The organism is Butyrivibrio sp. WCD3002 (assembly GCF_000424265.1).
Lineage (GTDB): Bacteria > Bacillota > Clostridia > Lachnospirales > Lachnospiraceae > Butyrivibrio.
The window spans coordinates 603721-620991 of record NZ_AUJO01000001.1 but is presented as its reverse complement, the minus strand read 5'-3'; the positions used below and the strand labels follow the sequence as shown (position 1 = coordinate 620991).

Genomic DNA, 17271 nt, shown 5'->3' with positions numbered 1-17271 from the left:
AATTACTTAATTTATATTAATTCAAATTACATACAATTTTTTATGTATATTAGGTCTTTTATATGTTAGAATCTTATGCAGTATAAACGGAGGTAGAAATACAATGAAAAATGTTACAGTTTTGGATCATCCTTTGATCGAGCATAAACTTTCAATTCTCAGAGATAAGCACACAGGAACTAAGCTTTTCAGAGAGCTTGTTAGCGAGATCGGCGCATATCTTATCTATGAGGCGATGAGAGATGTTGCTTTGGAAAAGGCCACTGTTGAGACACCTTTGAAGACTATAGAGATGGGCAGACTTAATGAGGATAATTATGCTTTTGCTCCTATTATGAGAGCTGGTATGGGTATGCTCGACGGTGTACTTAAGGTTATCCCTAATGCGAAGATTGCTCATGTAGGTATGTACAGAGATGAGACAACCTATGAGCCTGTTAATTACTTCTTCAAGGCTCCCGAGGATATCGGAGACAGAGAAGTTATTATTCTTGATCCCATGCTTGCAACAGGTGGTTCAGCCTGCGATGCAATCGAGCTTTTCAAGAATAAGGGCGTTCAGAAGATGCGTTTTATCTGCCTGATTGCTGCCCCTGAGGGACTTGAGAAGGTTACTTCTGAGCATCCTGATGTACCGATTACATGTGCTCATATTGATGATTTCTTAAATGAGAATCGTTATATCGTTCCCGGTCTTGGTGATGCCGGCGACCGTATCTTCGGTACAAAGTAAGATGTGAGATTTAAAATATGAATGCGTCAGCAAGGCGCATTCATAATTTTTATCAGATTAATGAAGGAAAGCTGGAACCTTGTCACGGAAGTTCCAGCTTTTTTGAAGAAAAGTGTTTTGTGTTTTTGGGGGTTTCCAATCGTCCGGGGACGATTGCTCTGCACCGACCGAAACGGAGTGCAGATTGTTACTTTTTATGAAGGGGTTATTCAAGAGGTTCATCTCTTGATGTTTTTTATATTACATGTAAAAAGTTAAGGAAAAGTGTTTTAATTGTGTTTAATTTGTGAATTATCATAAGGAATATTTTTAACTATGAACTTAGGAAATGCAGTATTTCCCGTAACTGATGGCTACTCGATGCCCGCAGAGTACGATATACACGACGGTACACTGATGATTTGGCCCGAAAGGCCCGGAAGCTGGGGCAAAAACAAGGATGATGCAAGAAAAGCATTCTGTGAAATCTTTTCACAAATTGTGAAATGTGAAAAATTATATGTCCTTGTAAGCGAAAATGAAATAAATAATGCCAGGGAAATGATTTATGAAGCCTGCGGCGCTTATAAGGATAATGTTAATATAATTCCAATGGAAACAGATGATTCCTGGGCAAGAGATGTGGGACCCACCTTCGTAAGAGGACCTAAGGGTAATATTCGTGGAATCGACTGGGAATTCAACGCCTGGGGTGGAGAAGTGGACGGGCTTTATGCCAGCTGGGATAAAGACGATGCCGTAGCTAAGAAATTTTGCGAAGCAATTAATATTGATGTTTATGATGCTCATCCTTTTGTTCTTGAGGGCGGATCAATTCACTGTGACGGAGAAGGGACAGTTATGGTAACAGAGAGCTGTCTTTTAAGTAAGGGACGTAATCCCAAGCTCTCAAAGGAAGAAATAGAACAAAAGCTAAAAGATTACCTTGGAGCTAAGAAGGTTTTGTGGCTTCCCTTCGGAATTTATAATGATGAGACCAATGAGCATGTGGATAATGTTTGTGCATTTACAGCCCCGGGAGAGGTGGTTCTTGCATGGACTGATAATAAAGAAGATCCTCAGTATGAGATGTCTTTAAGAGACCTTGAATACTTGGAAAGCGTCACTGATGCAAGGGGCAGACACTTGAAAATCCATAAGTTATATGTTCCGGATACGCCTGTTACCTGCACTCAGGAGGATATAGATAACTATATTTTCGAAGAGGGCGAGGATGAACGGGAGCCCGGGGAAAGACTTGCTGCAAGCTACGCTAATTTCTATTTTACAAATACCGCTGTTCTTGTTCCGCAATTCGGGGGAGTGAATGAAGAAAGTGATAAGCGGGCTGTTGAAACTCTTTCTAAAATATGCAAAAACAGGAAGGTTATTCCAATAGCTTCAAGAGCAATACTTCTTGGAGGTGGCAATATTCATTGCATTACACAGCAGATACCTGCACCTGTAAGTAACATGATGAGAAAAATAGTAAATTTTGAATAATCAGGGGAGGATGAAATGATCAAAGACAATACATCGGTTACAGTTGCTGCAATACAGTTCGCATGCGGCAAAGAAGCATATGGTGATCCTGAAATATCAGACCTTGAGCTTGTTCACAAGAATATAAGAAAGGCTGAAAAGCTTGTGAGAAAAGCTGCATCCCAGGGAGCACAGATAATTCTTTTATCAGAGCTTTTTGAGAGACAGTATTTTTGCCAGGAAAGACGTTATGATTACTATGATTTTGCAACTCCTGTCGAACAGAATCTCGCGGTTCAGCATTTCAGGGATGTTTGCAGAGAATTATCCGTTGTAATGCCTATCAGCTTCTATGAACGTGAGGGTAACGTTATGTATAATTCCGTTGCAATGATCGATGCTGACGGTGATATTCTTGGCGTTTACCGAAAGACTCATATTCCGGATGATCATTTTTATCAGGAAAAATTCTACTTCACACCGGGAGACAGCGGATTCATAGTTTTTGAGACAGCCTATGGAAGAGTGGGCGTTGGAATCTGTTGGGACCAGTGGTTCCCTGAAACGGCCAGATGCCTTGCACTGCAGGGAGCAGATATTATCCTGTATCCTACAGCCATTGGCTCAGAACCGATTTTAAATGTAGACAGTTCAGGACACTGGCAGAGAACAATGCAAGGACATTCGGCAGCAAATATTATTCCTGTTGTAGCGGCCAACAGAGTGGGAATTGAAAATGTGACACCATCTGAGGAAAACGGTGGGCAGCTTTCATCCCTTAATTTCTACGGACACAGCTTCATGACGGATGAGACCGGTGATATTCTGAGGCAGGCAAGCAGCTCGTCGGAAGAAATTATCATGGCTGTTTATGATTTTCATGAAATCAGAATGAACAGACTTTCATGGGGACTTTTCAGAGATAGAAGACCCGAGTGTTATAGTGAAATCGCTCAGTAAATATCAGTATACTTTATCGCATTAAAGCGATGCTCTTTTCATTAATGTAATGCTGGTATATAATTCGATAGTTGTACTAAAATATTTACTTTTTATTTAGAGGTTTTATATGACACTTATTGACGGGGAAAAGAATGGCGTTTACCTTGTCAAAGGAATGAACGTCGAACAATCTGTCTTTCAAATGAGACTTAAGTCAATCGGAGTTACCGATGGTTCCCATATTAAGGTAATTGGTAAAAAAGAACATGGCGGTCTTATCATTCAGTTAGGTAAGAAACAGATTGCATTATGTAGAAACTTAGCTTCCGGAATAATAGTGGAATTTGAGAAAAAAGAGTTTTCGGAAGTTATGTAATTAAATATTGGAGAGATTATGGCACAGAAGATTAGAACAAGATATGCTCCCAGCCCTACAGGAAGGATGCATGTCGGTAATTTAAGAACAGCTCTCTATGCTTATCTTATTGCTAAGCATGACGGAGGCGACTTTATTTTAAGAATCGAGGACACAGACCAGGAGCGTTATGTTGAGGGTGCTACAGAAATAATTTATCGTACCCTTGAGTCTGCAGGTCTTGTTCATGATGAAGGTCCCGATAAGGATAAGGGCGTAGGTCCTTATGTTCAGAGTGACAGACAGAAGGAAGGCATATATCTTAAGTATGCCAAGGAGCTTGTTGATAAGGGAGAGGCATATTACTGCTTCTGTACTCCTGAAAGACTTGCTACACTCACTCAGGTTATCGATGGAAAAGAAGTAAGTGTATACGATAAGCACTGCCTGAACCTTAGTAAGGAAGAGGTTGAAGCAAACCTTGCGGCAGGTATGCCTTATGTTATACGTCAGAACAATCCCAGAGAGGGTTCCACAACCTTCCATGATGAGCTTTACGGCGATATCACTGTTGATAATTCAGAGCTTGATGATATGGTACTTATCAAGTCTGACGGATATCCTACATACAATTTTGCAAATGTAGTTGATGATCACCTTATGGGCATCACACATGTTGTAAGAGGTAACGAGTATATTTCTTCATCACCTAAGTACAACAGACTCTATGATGCATTTGGATGGGAAGTACCGAAGTACATCCATTGCCCTCTGATCACTGATGAGGATCATCATAAGCTCAGTAAGAGAAGCGGACATTCTTCATTTGAAGATCTTATCGAGCAGGGCTTCCTTCCTGAGACAGTTGTAAACTTTGTAGCACTGCTTGGTTGGTCACCTGATGACAATACTGAGATCATGAGTCTTAAGGAGCTTGTGGAGAAGTTCGATTACATGCGTATAAATAAGTCTCCCGCAGTTTTTGATTACACAAAGCTTCGCTGGATGAACGGCGAATATCTTAAGGCCATGGATGATAATAAGTTCTATGAGCTTGCACTTCCCTATATGAAGGAAGTAATTAAAAAGGATCTTGATTTTACCAAGATCGCAGCTATGATCAAGACCAGAATCGAGATATGGCCTGATATAGCAGAAATGATAGATTTCTTCGAAGAAGTTCCAGCCTACGAAACAGAAATCTACAAGCACAAGAAGATGAAGACCGATGAGGAGTCATCTCTTGCAGTTCTTAAGGATCTTAAGCCTATACTTGAGGCACAGACAGATTACAGCAATGATGCACTCTATGCTGCACTTCAGGATTACATTAAGGCTAAGGAATACAAGAACGGATATGTTCTCTGGCCTATCCGTATCGCTCTTTCAGGAAAAGCTATGACACCCTGCGGAGCTACCGAGCTTATGGAAGTAATCGGCAAGGAAGAGACCTTAGACAGACTTAACAAGGCTATCGAAAAGCTTGAAGCAAAATAAAATGACAGGTAATCCCGCACAGCTCCGTGCCATAGAGCACGGAGAGGGTGCTGCCTGTGTCATAGCAGGACCGGGAAGCGGTAAGACCTTCGTAATAATAAAACGGGTAATACGACTTATTGAAAAAGGCGTAAGTCCCGGAAGTATTCTGGTAATAACCTTTACCAAGGCTGCAGCAATCGAGATGCAGCAACGATTTACCAAAGAAACAAATTCCATGTATCCAGAGGTTCTCTTTGGAACATTCCACTCATGTTTTTATCAAATATTACAGCAAAGCGGAAGCAGGACTAATAATACTGTTACCATTATGCGCGAAGCTGACAAATATAATTGTCTTGGGCACATTCTTAAGGATTTACAGGCGAGGGAAAAGATAAACCATAAATCCGTTGACTATGATAAAGAGACTATAAAGCTGCTTTTATCAGAAATTTCAAGGGTTAAGAATGACGGAGCAGGACCTGAGCAGGCATCCAAGGATGTGCCGCTTAGGGAGTATTTTCCTAATATTTTCAAAGAATACAGAAGTTTAATGAAGGAACAGTCATTAATTGACTTTGATGATATGGTGCTGATGTGCCATGACCTGCTTAGCAGCAACCGTGATGTCTTAAGGCTTTGGCAGGACAAATTTAAATATATTCTGATTGATGAATATCAGGATATTAACAGAATGCAATTTGAGGTAGTAAAGCTTCTTGCGGGAAAAAGAGAGAATCTTTTTGTGGTGGGGGATGATGATCAGTCCATATATGGATTTAGAGGTTCAAGACCTGAATTTATGCTGGATTTTAAGAAGCATTTCTATATGCCAAAGGAAATTCTGTTGGATGTTAATTACAGATGCTCTAAAGAAATATTAGAAGGAAGTCTTAAGGTAATAGATGAAAACAATATCAGATTTAAGAAGGACATTAAGGCAGGCAGCCAGAATAGAGGAAATATAACGGGGCTTACCTTCGAGGATAAAGACTCTGAGTATAGTTATATTGCAGACAAACTAAAGAATCTAAGTCTGAAGAATACAGCGATTATTTTCAGAACTAATACCGAAGCGACCGCAATGGCGAAATATCTTATAAACAGAGATATTCCATGCTCCTATAGGGAGCGCATAACGCTTTTTTACGAGAAGAATGGAGTGAGTGATGTAATATCCTATCTGAGATTTTCTAATAACGGATTTAAAAGAAGTGATTTCCTAAAGATAATGAATAAGCCTGTAAGATATATTACAAGAGAGAGCCTTACTGATGATACCGTGGAGCTATCAAAGCTTGCAGCCTATTTTGTGAAAAAAGGGAGAATGAGTACGGCAGATTCAGTAAAAAAGCTTGAGAGGGATGTAAGAATGATACGCTCCTTAAGGCCGTATCTGGCAATTCATTATATCAGAAACGTACTTGGCTTTAACAAATACCTAAAGGACAAATATTTATCTGATAAGGCAAGGCTTGATGAGGTAATGAAGGATCTTGATGACCTGATGGAGCAGTGCAGAGGATTTGAAGAATACAGTGAATTTGAAGAGTATCTTAAGGAGCAGGAAAAAATCAAGGAAATTTCAAAGAATACAGACTTTGTAAATAAAGAAGGCGTAAAAATTATGACAATGCACGCATCAAAGGGTCTTGAATTCGATAATGTCTTTATTCCTGACCTGAATGAGGGAATCATTCCCTCAAGGAGAAGTATCTCTGCAGCTGACGTTGAGGAAGAAAGACGAATGTTCTATGTTGCCATGACAAGAGCAAAGAAAGAGCTTTGTCTTAGCTATGTTCGGGGGACTAAGGAAAATCCTTCCATGCGTTCTGGCTTTTTAAGACCACTAAGTGAATATTTTTGTACAGCCCGATGATGAAAACGATGATAATCAAAAAAAGCCTAAAATGCATAAATATAGTTTTCTTCGTGTTTATGTAATATAATTAACGTATATTTGTAAATCATATTTTACTTATGGGGAAGGATTAAAGCTATGAAAAGGAATATTATAAAGAAATTATCAATTTCACTTGCGGTCATTACTGCTGTTTTGGCTGTGGGATGTGGTGGCAGCTCTTATAATAAGAGTGCAAACTATGAATCTGCCACTGAATCTTATGCTGGTTCAGATGGCTTATATAACGATGAAGCCGTTGAGTATTATGATGAGGCAGAGGCTCCGGGCAGTGCTTCAAATGGTGCCACGGAGATTACCGAAGAAAGTGCAGAGTCCAATAAATCAACCAGAAAGCTTATTACAAACATAAGTGTTGACGTTGAGACACAGGAGTTTGACGCTCTTGTAAAGTTTATCAAGGAAAAGACAGAGCAGCTTGGTGGATATATTGAAAGTGAAAATATAAATAATAACAGCTACAACTCAAGAAGTGAGAGATACGGATCGCTTACTCTCAGAATTCCCGAAGCCAAGCTTGACGGCTTTATGAGCTCTGTTGATGAGAAGAGTCATATTAAGAGCCAGAACAGGAGTGTCAAGGACGTTACTCTTACCTATGCGGATCTTGAGGGCCATAAAAAGGCACTTCTTAAGGAGCAGGATCAGCTTCTTACTCTTATGGAAAAGGCTGAATCAGTTGAGGATATCATAACAATACAGGATAAGCTCACTGACGTTCAGTATCAGCTTGAATCCATGGAGTCACAGCTTCGAACCTTTGATAATCAGGTAAGCTACAGTACTGTTGAGATGTCAATCGATGAAGTTATTGAATATACGCCGGATGCTCCAAAGACCTTCTGGGAGAAAGCAGGAGAAGGCTTTGTAGAAAACTTTGCAGCTGTAGTTGCATTCTTTGAAGCGCTTCTTCTTGCAATCATTACACATATACCTACACTTATCGTTCTTATCGTTATTTTGATAATTGTTATAATTATAGTTAAGATTTGCGATAAGAAGGCAAAAAAGAAAAGAGCTGAGAAAATGGCAAAGAATCCTATGATGTATCAGAACATGCAGCCGCAGCAGACACAGCAGTCTCAGCCTGTATTTACACAGCAGCCGGAGGTGAAAAACAACAGCACAGAAGATAAGAAGTGATAGTTAATTATTTAGCTTTTTTTTATAATTAGTTCATTGTAATTAAATATGACAATTGTTATGATTTGAACAGACATATAAAGGGGGAAACCTTATGATACATGAGGTCCTCGCAGAGTATAAGAGTAAGGAAGACCGATACTTTGAGCTCTGTGAAAAAGATATCGTAAAAACGAATATGTCAGTTCAAAGAAAGATGTCCATCGTAGTAGCGGCCATCTTTTTAGCCATGATTATAATTTCGAAGGTAATAATAAGAGGATTTATTATCCACTCTCTTTATTACCTTCTATTTGCATTTATCATTGTTTTCTTTATAACAAATCAGATACTTGTAAATAAAAAGCTATCATTTAAGGCATGCAGGCGCGAAAGCCTTATAGCCTATGGAATATTGTATCTTGGATGTATTTTAATTGATGCAATGTCTGCGGGAGCTGAAACGCCGTCTGTACTATTTCCGTTCTTTTTGATTATATTTGTTGCGATTTATATAGATAAGCTGAAGATTTATATTTTATTTGATCTTTCACTCAGCGCTGTTTTCTGTCTGTTAGTAGTAATAAATAAGGTGTCATTTTTTTATTCAAGGGATGTTTTCCAGATATTTACATCACTTATAGTATCCGGAATAGTCGCTGTACTCATTCAGAAGCTGAGGATTAGTATGGCCCTTAATAACGCAGAGTTAGAGCAGCTTAGTGAAAAGGCTGCCGAAGCAGAGGCGGAGGCTATAGCGGCAAACAGCGCAAAGAGCCAGTTCCTTTCGCAGATGTCTCATGAAATCAGAACTCCCATAAATGCTATTTTGGGAATGAATGAGCTGATCATCAGAGAATATGATGATGACAATCTGCTTAAGTATTCGCATAACATAAAAAGTGCCGGCAACACATTGCTTTCACTGATAAATGATGTCCTTGATTTTTCCAAGATAGAAGCAGAAAAAATGGAACTCTACAATGTGGAATATGATCTTGCCGGAACCATTGCAGAGCTTATCAGCATGGTTGATGAGAGAGCCAGAAACAAGGGACTGGACCTACAGATAACTGTAAACGAGGAGATGCCGCACCTTCTCTATGGTGATAACGTAAGACTTAAACAGATTATTCTTAATATTCTTACTAACGCCATTAAGTATACAGAGAAGGGCTCTATACACATGGATGTTGATTATTCATCCAGCGGTCGTCTTGATATAAACGGAACGATAGGTCTAAAAATCTCGGTTTCAGACACCGGTATCGGTATAAGAGATGAAGATATGACAAGGCTCTTCAGTCCTTTCGAAAGACTTGAGGAAGTGAGAAACCGTAACGTCGAGGGAACCGGACTTGGAATGAGTATCGTTCAAAAGCTTCTTGCTATGATGAATTCGGAGCTGATGGTTCGAAGCGAGTATGGAAAGGGCTCAACCTTTTCATTTGTTGTTCAGCAGGAGACAAGAAGCTGGGATCCTATAGGCGATTTCCATGAGACCTATGAAAAGCTGATCAAGAGCGAGGATAATTACAGACAGCTCTTTGAAGCTCCTGAAGCTAAGATTCTTATTGTCGATGACAATGAGATCAACCTTGTGGTTACTAAGAGTCTTATTCAGGATACAAAGATTCAGATTGTTACTGCGACAAGCGGTAAGGAGGCTCTTAAGATATGTGATGAGCAAGAATTTGATCTACTCCTGATAGACCACCGGATGCCGGGCATGGATGGTATGGAAATGCTCTGGAGATTAAGAAGTAATGAAAAATCTCCTAACTGCAACAAGCCCTGTGTAGTTTTGACAGCAAATGCATTTTCCGGTGCGAGAGAGGTTTACAGGAACTCCGGATTTGAGGACTATTTAAGTAAACCCATAATAGGTGATGCACTTGAAAAGGTTCTGCTGGAGCTTTTGCCTGCGGATAAGGTGATTAAGACGGATGGCTCAAGTTACGTGAAGCATGTTCCTACGAAGTCTGTGAAATACGAGCCTTCCATGGCGCAGGTTAAGCCTGAGACAATAGTTGATATTAGAGAGGACTATTCAGATGATCCGGATCTGTATGCAGCCATCGGACTTCTGATGACCCGTGCAAATATTATTGCTAAGGAGTCCTAAAGGAGCTTTTTGTGAGCGAGACAGTATTAGTTGTTGATGATTCAAAACTTGATCTGTTTTTTCTGAAAAAACACCTGGAGCTACTGGGTGTTAGTTGTGATGAAGCTGCAAGTGGACGAGACTGCCTTCGTGCAGTAAGAAACAATGAGTACTGCCTTATTCTCATGGACTATATGATGCCTGATCCTGATGGCATTGAAACCTTCAATCAGATTAAGATGGGTATAGACAATATGAACAAGGCAACGCCAATAGTTGCCATGGTTGCCGCAGATACACCGGCTGAGGGTCATACCTGTCTTGATGCGGGATTTGATAATTATATCGAGAAGCCTGTTGATTATAATCAGCTTTTGGCAATTCTGATCATATATTTACCTGACAGTATGAGAAAAAAGCTTAAGCTTCCGCATAATTCGGCAAAGAAGACACCGGAGAAAAAAGCTTACTCAGAGCCTGTCTCGACACAGGAGGATATACGAGAAAACAAAGCAGCTCCTTCCGGTGGTGCTGTAACGGATACGCTTAAGGATGTGGAGGATATTGATGAGCAGCAGGGACTTTCACTTTGCGGATCCTATGACGCTTATGTAACGGCTCTCAATATTTTCTACAGCTCAATAGATATGAAGTCCGAGGAAATTGAGAAATTTTATCGGAACGAGGATTGGGAGAATTATACCATCAAGGTTCATGCTCTTAAGAGCTCGGGAAATCTGATAGGTGCTGATAAGCTAAGAGCTGATGCAAAGGATCTTGAGGATGCCGGAAATGCCGGTGATATTGATAAGATAAAAGCAGAGACTGAGGATTTGCTTTCTTATTACAGAGGCTTTAAGAAAAAACTATCATTCCTTGGAGGAGACGAAGCCGACGACGATAAAGAGGAAATACCGCAAAGCTCATTGAATGACGCATATCAGTCACTACTTGAATTTTGCGAAAGTATGGATTTTGACCTGGCCGACATGGTTGTTAAATCCATGAAAGAATATAAGTTACCTGAAAAAGATGCAAAAAAATTTGCCGAGATAGAAAAGCTGTTAACTAATCTGGACTGGGAAAACATTGCAAGAATTATCAAAGAATAAATGGAGACGATGCGATGGCAAAAAATCTACAGATAATAGGTGCAAATGAATCCTTTATGGTAAAAGGCCTCCTAATGAAGCTTAGAGATGCCGGTATAAACGCATATTTTACTCAGGAAAAGGTTGAGGATATAAAGCAAAAGCAGGAAGAGACTACGCTTTTTGTTTATTATCTTGATGAGATTATTCCTAAGACTCTGATTTATTTAAAGGATCTTTGCCTTGAGACTAACAGGACAATTATGGTCATCGGAAACCCTGTTGAATACGACGAGGCATTAAAATATCTTCCTGAGTCTAATATTGAGAAATTCTTTGCAAGACCTCTTAAAATGGATGACTTCCTTGAAGCCTGCGATAATTTCTTTACAGATGAAATGCTTGAAGCAAGGAAGCGCTGCATCCTTATCGTGGATGATGATGTTGCATACATGAGAACCATCAGATCCTGGCTTATGGATGATTACAGAGTTGCAATGGTCAATTCCGGAATTCAGGCAATTACCTGGCTTGCTAAAAATGAGGCCGATTTAATACTTCTTGATTATGAGATGCCTGTAACCTCAGGGCCAAAGGTGCTTGAAATGTTTAAGAGTGATGCCAGTATTAAGGATATACCTGTTATGTTCCTTACAGCGAAGGGAGATAAAGCGAGTATCGTAAGAGTGCTTGCCCTTAAACCGGCGGATTACATTCTTAAGACTGTTGACAGGACTACGCTCCACAATAAGCTGGATCAGTTTTTCATAAATATGTAAAAAAATCTGATTCTGCTATTAAGTTATATTTAGAATCTGTCGATAAACAATTTGGAATAGTATATCTATTTGTGACAAGGAAGTCGCAGATTCTTAAGCAAAGGAGGGTTTCAATATGAGTACGGTAAATGGGCTGGGTGCGTCTATTGCGAATCAGCTTAGTGCCTATCAGACAAACAGTCAAAGGTCCAAGAAAGCTGACGATGTAAATGCGTCTCAAAAGAAAAATGATAAGATGGAGATCCAGAAAAATAAAGCTGCGTCAGAAACGCATATTCAGGAAGGCGTTGAACTCAGCGATGCTGCTAAAAAACTTTTGGATGAACTTAAAGAAAAGTATGGAAATATGGACTTTTTTGTGTCAAACTATTCCTCAGATGAGGAAGCCGAAGAGATTATGGCAAGAGGCACAAAGGATTACAGTGTCCTGATCGAGCCTGAAGTGCTTGAGCAGATGGCAGCCGATGAAGAGACCAAGAATAAGTACATGGGTATCATCGACGAATCAACCGGCAAGCTTGAAGATATGAAGAAGCAGCTGGAGGAAGAAGGCCAGAGCGTAGAGTCTATAGGCGTTAAGATTGACGCAGACGGTACCACAAAGTTCTTCGCTACCATTAAGGAGCAGAATGATAAGTACAACAAGCAGGTAGCTGCTGATAAAGAAGCTGCCAAGGCTGAAGAGAAGAAGGCTAAAGCAAGAGAGGAACGCCAGGAACAGCTGGATAAATTAAAAGAGGGCTACGGTAAGAAGGAGCCTGCTTATGAGAAAAAGACCTCTGTTTATGCTGACTCTGTGGAAGAACTCATCGACAAGATTAAAAATATCGATTGGAGCACAATAGAAGCTAAGCCTGTTAAGGACTATGGACAGAAGCTTGATCTGTCGGTTTAAGGCTAAGGCTTTACTAAGGAGGTAACTACTTTATGATCTTTTCAGAGATCGCAACAAAGATGAACACTAAGATTCAGAATGATGAGCAGATGACAGTTGATATCGAGCTCAATGACGGAACTCAGGTAAGCTGCGCAGTTCTTATCGTACTTACAGTACAGGAGAAGGATTACATCGTTCTTCTTCCTCTTGATGAGAACGGTCAGAACAATGACGGAAATGTGTGGTTTTATCAGTTTATTCAGAAATCAGAGGATGATGAGCCCGAGCTTGGATACATCGAAGATGACGATGAATACGAGGCTGTGGCAGATGCTTTTGATGAGTATCTCGATGATGTTGAGTTTGATGAGCTTATTGATGCGGATCCCGAGGATTGATCATATTCGGAATACCTGATTTATAAGACAATGTGCGAGGCGGCGATGAATTTCCTTCATCGTCGCTTTTTTGTATTTATTCGTTTTGTATGCTGCTTTGTGGTATAATATAATGTCTTAAAATATCGATTAGGGAAAAAAGATGAGAAAAAACTTGAAAATAGGCAGCCTTCAGCCTTATCCAATGGGGATACAAAGGGTAGATAACAGCATAAGAGTATGTGCGGCATTTGATTCTAAAACAGGATGCGGCATAATTTTGTTTCGCGAAAATGACAAAAAAGGCGAAAAAATAGAATTTTCCGAGGAGCACAGGTACGGCAATGTATTTAGCTGTGTGATTACGGGTGACACATCGGAATATAAATACTACATGCTTTTTGACGATAAAAAGACATTCTGCGATCCCTATGCTCATTATATTGAGGGATTTGATAAATGGGCAAAGCCTGTAGATATGGCTAGTCTGCGCTGCAGAATTGATGATACTCCCTACGATTGGGAATCGGATAAGAGACCCCGCAGAAAATATGAAGATTCCTTTATTTATACACTTCATGTAAGAGGCTATACAAAGAGCCCTTCCAGCGGAGTTGAGCTGAAAAAACGCGGAACCTACAGCGGACTTTGCGAAAAGCTTACGTACTTAAAATCACTTGGAGTTACGGCAATAGAGATAATGCCCTCCTATGAGATGTGCGTTCTTGATAATGCAGGCCCCGAGCGAACCAACGGTGTTAATATGCCGGAGGGCTCCATATCGAGAGTGGCTTCCTCAGCCAGGAAGGTTATGGTAAGCGAGGACGGCCAGATAAAGGATCATGCAAACCAGAGAAAAAAGATAAACTTCTGGGGCTATAAGAACGGCTTTTATTTTGCGCCAAGGACAGCGTATGCACAGGCTGTCGATGATGCCGATGTTGAATTTAAGGATATGGTCAAGCTATTCCATAAGCATGGCATAGAAGTCATTATGCAGTTCTATTTTGACGAGAATGTCCCACAGGATATCATGGCATCAGCCATCAGACATTGGGTGTTTAATTATCACATCGACGGAGTGCACCTTAAGGGTAATGGAGCTGCACCTTTGCTTATTGCATCTGATCCTGCGCTTTCTGATATTAAGATATGGTATTACGGCTTTGATTACGGAAGGCTTTATAAGGGAAAAGCCCCTGAAATGAGAACACTTGCGGAATACAGGGATGAGTTCATGTATTCATCAAGAAGATTCCTTAAGGGTGATGATAATTCCCTTAATGATTTCATCAGACTGATGCTGAGCAATTCACCCGATGCCGGTATAGTTAATTTCATTTGCGACTATGAAGGCTTCAGACTCTGTGATCTTGTGTCCTACGAGCATAAGAGAAACGAGCTTAACGGTGAAAATAATACTGACGGTAATCCGAACAACTTTAGTTGGAATTGCGGTATAGAGGGTAAGACAAGAAAACAGTCGATTTTATCTCTTAGATATAAGCAGATTAAGAATGCTCTTACCATGCTTTTCTTCTCTCAGGGAACGCCTATGCTCTTTGGCGGCGATGAATTTTTGAATTCTCAGGACGGCAATAACAATCCATATTGCCAGGACAACGCCACAGGCTGGGTTGACTGGAAGGAAGCATCAAGACCTCAGGGTGAGGCACTTATTGATTATGTCAGATTTTTAAGTAATCTGAGATTTAAGTATAAGATTCTTCACGAGTCCAAACCCTTCAAGCTTATGGATTACAAGGCCTGCGGATATCCCGATCTTTCCTATCACGGAACAGAGGCATGGAGACCCGACCTTTCCAACTACAGTCACTGCATAGGTATGTTGTACTGCGGATTATACGAGCAGTCGGATAAGGAACAGGATTTCTTCTATGTAGCTTACAATATGCACTGGACACCGGTTAAGTTTGCGCTTCCTAAGCTCCCTGAAGGAATGCGATGGAAGCTTCTGAATGATACAGAGAATACAGAAGACTTTAAACGTATGCAGACGCTTAAGGATCAGGAAAATATTGAGTGTGCGGAGAGATCCGTAAAAATTCTTATAGGCGTAGGTAAGCCTGTTACAAAAAATACAAAAAAGAGAAGCAGCGTAAATAAATGACAGAGGATAAGATCACATTAAAAAAGATGCTTGGTCATTTTATTACTATTACAAAGCACAGGCATCTTGTTTGTAAACATTGTTTTCAGATGGGGATATATTTTCAGGGGCTGACACATGACCTCTCAAAATATTCCTTTACTGAGTTTTTCAGAGGTGCAAGGTATTATCAGGGAACAAGATCCCCCAACGCAAGAGAGCGTGAGGTAAATGGGTATTCTGATGCATGGCTTCATCACAAAGGTAGAAACAGGCATCATTTTGAGTACTATATCGATTTTTTCAATAAACCCGGAAGTGAAAGCTCCATAGTGCCGGCACCGATGCCTGACAATTACATAGCTGAAATGATAGCTGACAGAGTTGCGGCCTGTATGACCTACAGAGGCGATGAATATGAAGCCTGGGATTCATACAAGTATTATGAGAGGGAAAAGGAAAGAGTGAAGGACCTTATTCATCCCGATACTGCCAACAAGCTGGAATTCTTCCTTAACATGCTCGGAGAGCAGGGAGAAGCAGCTACCTTTAAATACATCAAGGAAATATTTCTGACAGGCAGAGACAGACTGCGCTGGGAAAAAGAACTGGAGGAAAGAATTAGAACCAATGAGTAAATTAAGCACAATTTCAAAGAAACCGGAGGATGTAGTTGAGAGATTTCTTCGCTACACCAAATTTGATACACAGTCTGACGAACACACAAATACAAGCCCTTCTACCATGAAGCAGCATGAGCTTGCTAAGCTTCTTACGAAGGAACTTCAGGATATGGGTGCATCAGACGTTTTTTATGACGCAGAGCACTGCTATGTTTATGCCACAATTCCAGCAAATAACGACAAGAAAACACCTGTGATTGGCTTTATTTCACATATGGATACTTCCGATGCTGTAAGCGGCAAGGACGTTAATGCAAGGATTGTTGAGAAATACGACGGAGAAGACATAAAGCTTTCTGAGGATGGAAAGTATGTGCTTTCACCAAAGACTTTTCCTGAGCTTTTAAATCACAAGGGTGAGGATCTTATCGTAACAGACGGTACAACTCTTCTTGGTGCTGATGATAAGGCAGGTATTGCAGAGATCATGACCATGGCCCAGACTCTTTTACTTAATCCTGAGATTAAGCATGGAGAGATTAAAATTGGCTTCACACCTGATGAGGAAATCGGTGAAGGTACAAAGTATTTTGATTTAGACAGATTCGGCGCTGAGTTTGCCTATACTGTTGATGGCGGAAAGCTTGGGGATCTTGAGTACGAGAATTTCAATGCCGCTGAGGTTGAGCTTATCATCAACGGCAAAAGCGTTCATCCCGGTGATGCCAAGAACAAGATGCTCAATGCGACACTTATCGCTTACGAGTTCCAGTCAATGCTTCCTGTTAGCCAGAATCCCATGTACACAGAGGGAAGAGAGGGCTTTTATCATCTAACCATGATGAAGGGAACCTGCGAAAAGGCAGTTTGCTATTACATCATTCGTGACCATGATATGGAGAAATTTACAGAGAAAAAAGAGACAGTTAAGAGAATCGTAGATTTCCTCAATGCAAAATATGGCGAGAATACGGTTGAGCTTACCATGGAGGATTCTTATTACAATATGATAGAGAAGATAAGACCTCACATGCATCTTATTGAAAATGCAAGAAAGGCAATGCTTGATGAGGGAGTTACACCTCTTGAATTTGCTATCAGAGGCGGTACTGACGGAGCAATGCTTTCCTTTAAGGGACTGCCCTGTCCGAACCTTTGCACAGGCGGTTACAACTATCACGGAAGATATGAGTATGCTTCAGTTCAGGAGATAAATAAGACAGTAGACATACTTCTTAATATCAGTGAGATTTACGGCGATTATACAGTTTGATTTAGATGGAGTTATTTGAATTTA

15 protein-coding genes are annotated in these 17271 nt (G+C 40.4%); all 15 read left to right on the top strand.

Annotated features, from left to right (window positions below):
• Positions 1-103 precede the first annotated feature (103 nt).
• The 15 genes from upp to pepT all read left to right on the top strand — a co-directional run bounded on the left by upp (position 104) and on the right by pepT (position 17247).
• The gene (upp, locus tag G608_RS0102610; RefSeq protein WP_026494709.1) at positions 104-733 is read left to right on the top strand and encodes a uracil phosphoribosyltransferase; all 630 of its coding nucleotides are present in this window, start codon (positions 104-106) and stop codon (positions 731-733) included.
• A 315-nt stretch (positions 734-1048) separates the two neighbouring features.
• Positions 1049-2215 (top strand): agmatine deiminase, encoded by a 1167-nt coding sequence (gene aguA / locus G608_RS0102600; protein WP_026494707.1) that lies wholly within the window; start codon positions 1049-1051, stop codon positions 2213-2215.
• A gap of 15 nt (positions 2216-2230) precedes the next feature.
• Positions 2231-3154 carry an N-carbamoylputrescine amidase gene (gene aguB, locus G608_RS0102595; protein ID WP_081677257.1) on the top strand — a complete coding sequence of 308 codons (924 nt, stop codon included), beginning with the start codon at positions 2231-2233 and terminating at the stop codon, positions 3152-3154.
• A gap of 109 nt (positions 3155-3263) precedes the next feature.
• Positions 3264-3512, top strand: a complete 249-nt coding sequence (locus tag G608_RS0102590) for a FeoA family protein (RefSeq protein WP_026494705.1) — start codon at positions 3264-3266, stop codon at positions 3510-3512.
• 18 nt (positions 3513-3530) lie between these two features.
• Positions 3531-4988, top strand: a complete 1458-nt coding sequence (gltX, locus tag G608_RS0102585) for a glutamate--tRNA ligase (RefSeq protein WP_026494704.1) — start codon at positions 3531-3533, stop codon at positions 4986-4988.
• Complete coding sequence (locus tag G608_RS0102580; protein WP_196810118.1) at positions 4975-6849, top strand: ATP-dependent helicase; 1875 nt, start codon at positions 4975-4977, stop codon at positions 6847-6849. The genes gltX and G608_RS0102580 overlap by 14 nt, the downstream gene beginning before the upstream one ends.
• 120 nt (positions 6850-6969) lie before the next feature.
• Positions 6970-8034: a DUF4349 domain-containing protein gene (locus G608_RS22120; RefSeq protein WP_051208743.1), complete on the top strand. Its 1065-nt coding sequence runs from the start codon at positions 6970-6972 to the stop codon at positions 8032-8034.
• A gap of 94 nt (positions 8035-8128) precedes the next feature.
• Positions 8129-10138, top strand: coding sequence for an ATP-binding protein (locus tag G608_RS22115; protein ID WP_051208742.1), 2010 nt, complete (start codon positions 8129-8131; stop codon positions 10136-10138).
• Between the two features lie 11 nt (positions 10139-10149).
• A complete protein-coding gene (locus G608_RS0102565) occupies positions 10150-11229 on the top strand; it encodes a response regulator (RefSeq protein ID WP_026494702.1) in 1080 nt (359 codons plus the stop codon).
• A 14-nt stretch (positions 11230-11243) separates the two neighbouring features.
• Complete coding sequence (locus tag G608_RS0102560) at positions 11244-11987, top strand: response regulator (RefSeq protein ID WP_026494701.1); 744 nt, start codon at positions 11244-11246, stop codon at positions 11985-11987.
• A 115-nt stretch (positions 11988-12102) separates the two neighbouring features.
• Entirely contained in the window at positions 12103-12882 is a 780-nt protein-coding gene (locus G608_RS0102555) for a DUF6033 family protein (protein WP_026494700.1), read from the top strand.
• Between the two features lie 32 nt (positions 12883-12914).
• Positions 12915-13262 (top strand): DUF1292 domain-containing protein, encoded by a 348-nt coding sequence (locus G608_RS0102550; RefSeq protein WP_196810117.1) that lies wholly within the window; start codon positions 12915-12917, stop codon positions 13260-13262.
• 184 nt (positions 13263-13446) lie between these two features.
• A complete protein-coding gene (locus G608_RS19620; RefSeq protein ID WP_196810116.1) occupies positions 13447-15372 on the top strand; it encodes a hypothetical protein in 1926 nt (641 codons plus the stop codon).
• Positions 15369-15989, top strand: coding sequence for a DUF5662 family protein (locus G608_RS19615; protein ID WP_242829320.1), 621 nt, complete (start codon positions 15369-15371; stop codon positions 15987-15989). The genes G608_RS19620 and G608_RS19615 overlap by 4 nt, the downstream gene beginning before the upstream one ends.
• Positions 15982-17247, top strand: a complete 1266-nt coding sequence (gene pepT / locus G608_RS0102535; RefSeq protein WP_051208738.1) for a peptidase T — start codon at positions 15982-15984, stop codon at positions 17245-17247. The genes G608_RS19615 and pepT overlap by 8 nt, the downstream gene beginning before the upstream one ends.
• The last annotated feature ends 24 nt before the right edge of the window (positions 17248-17271 follow it).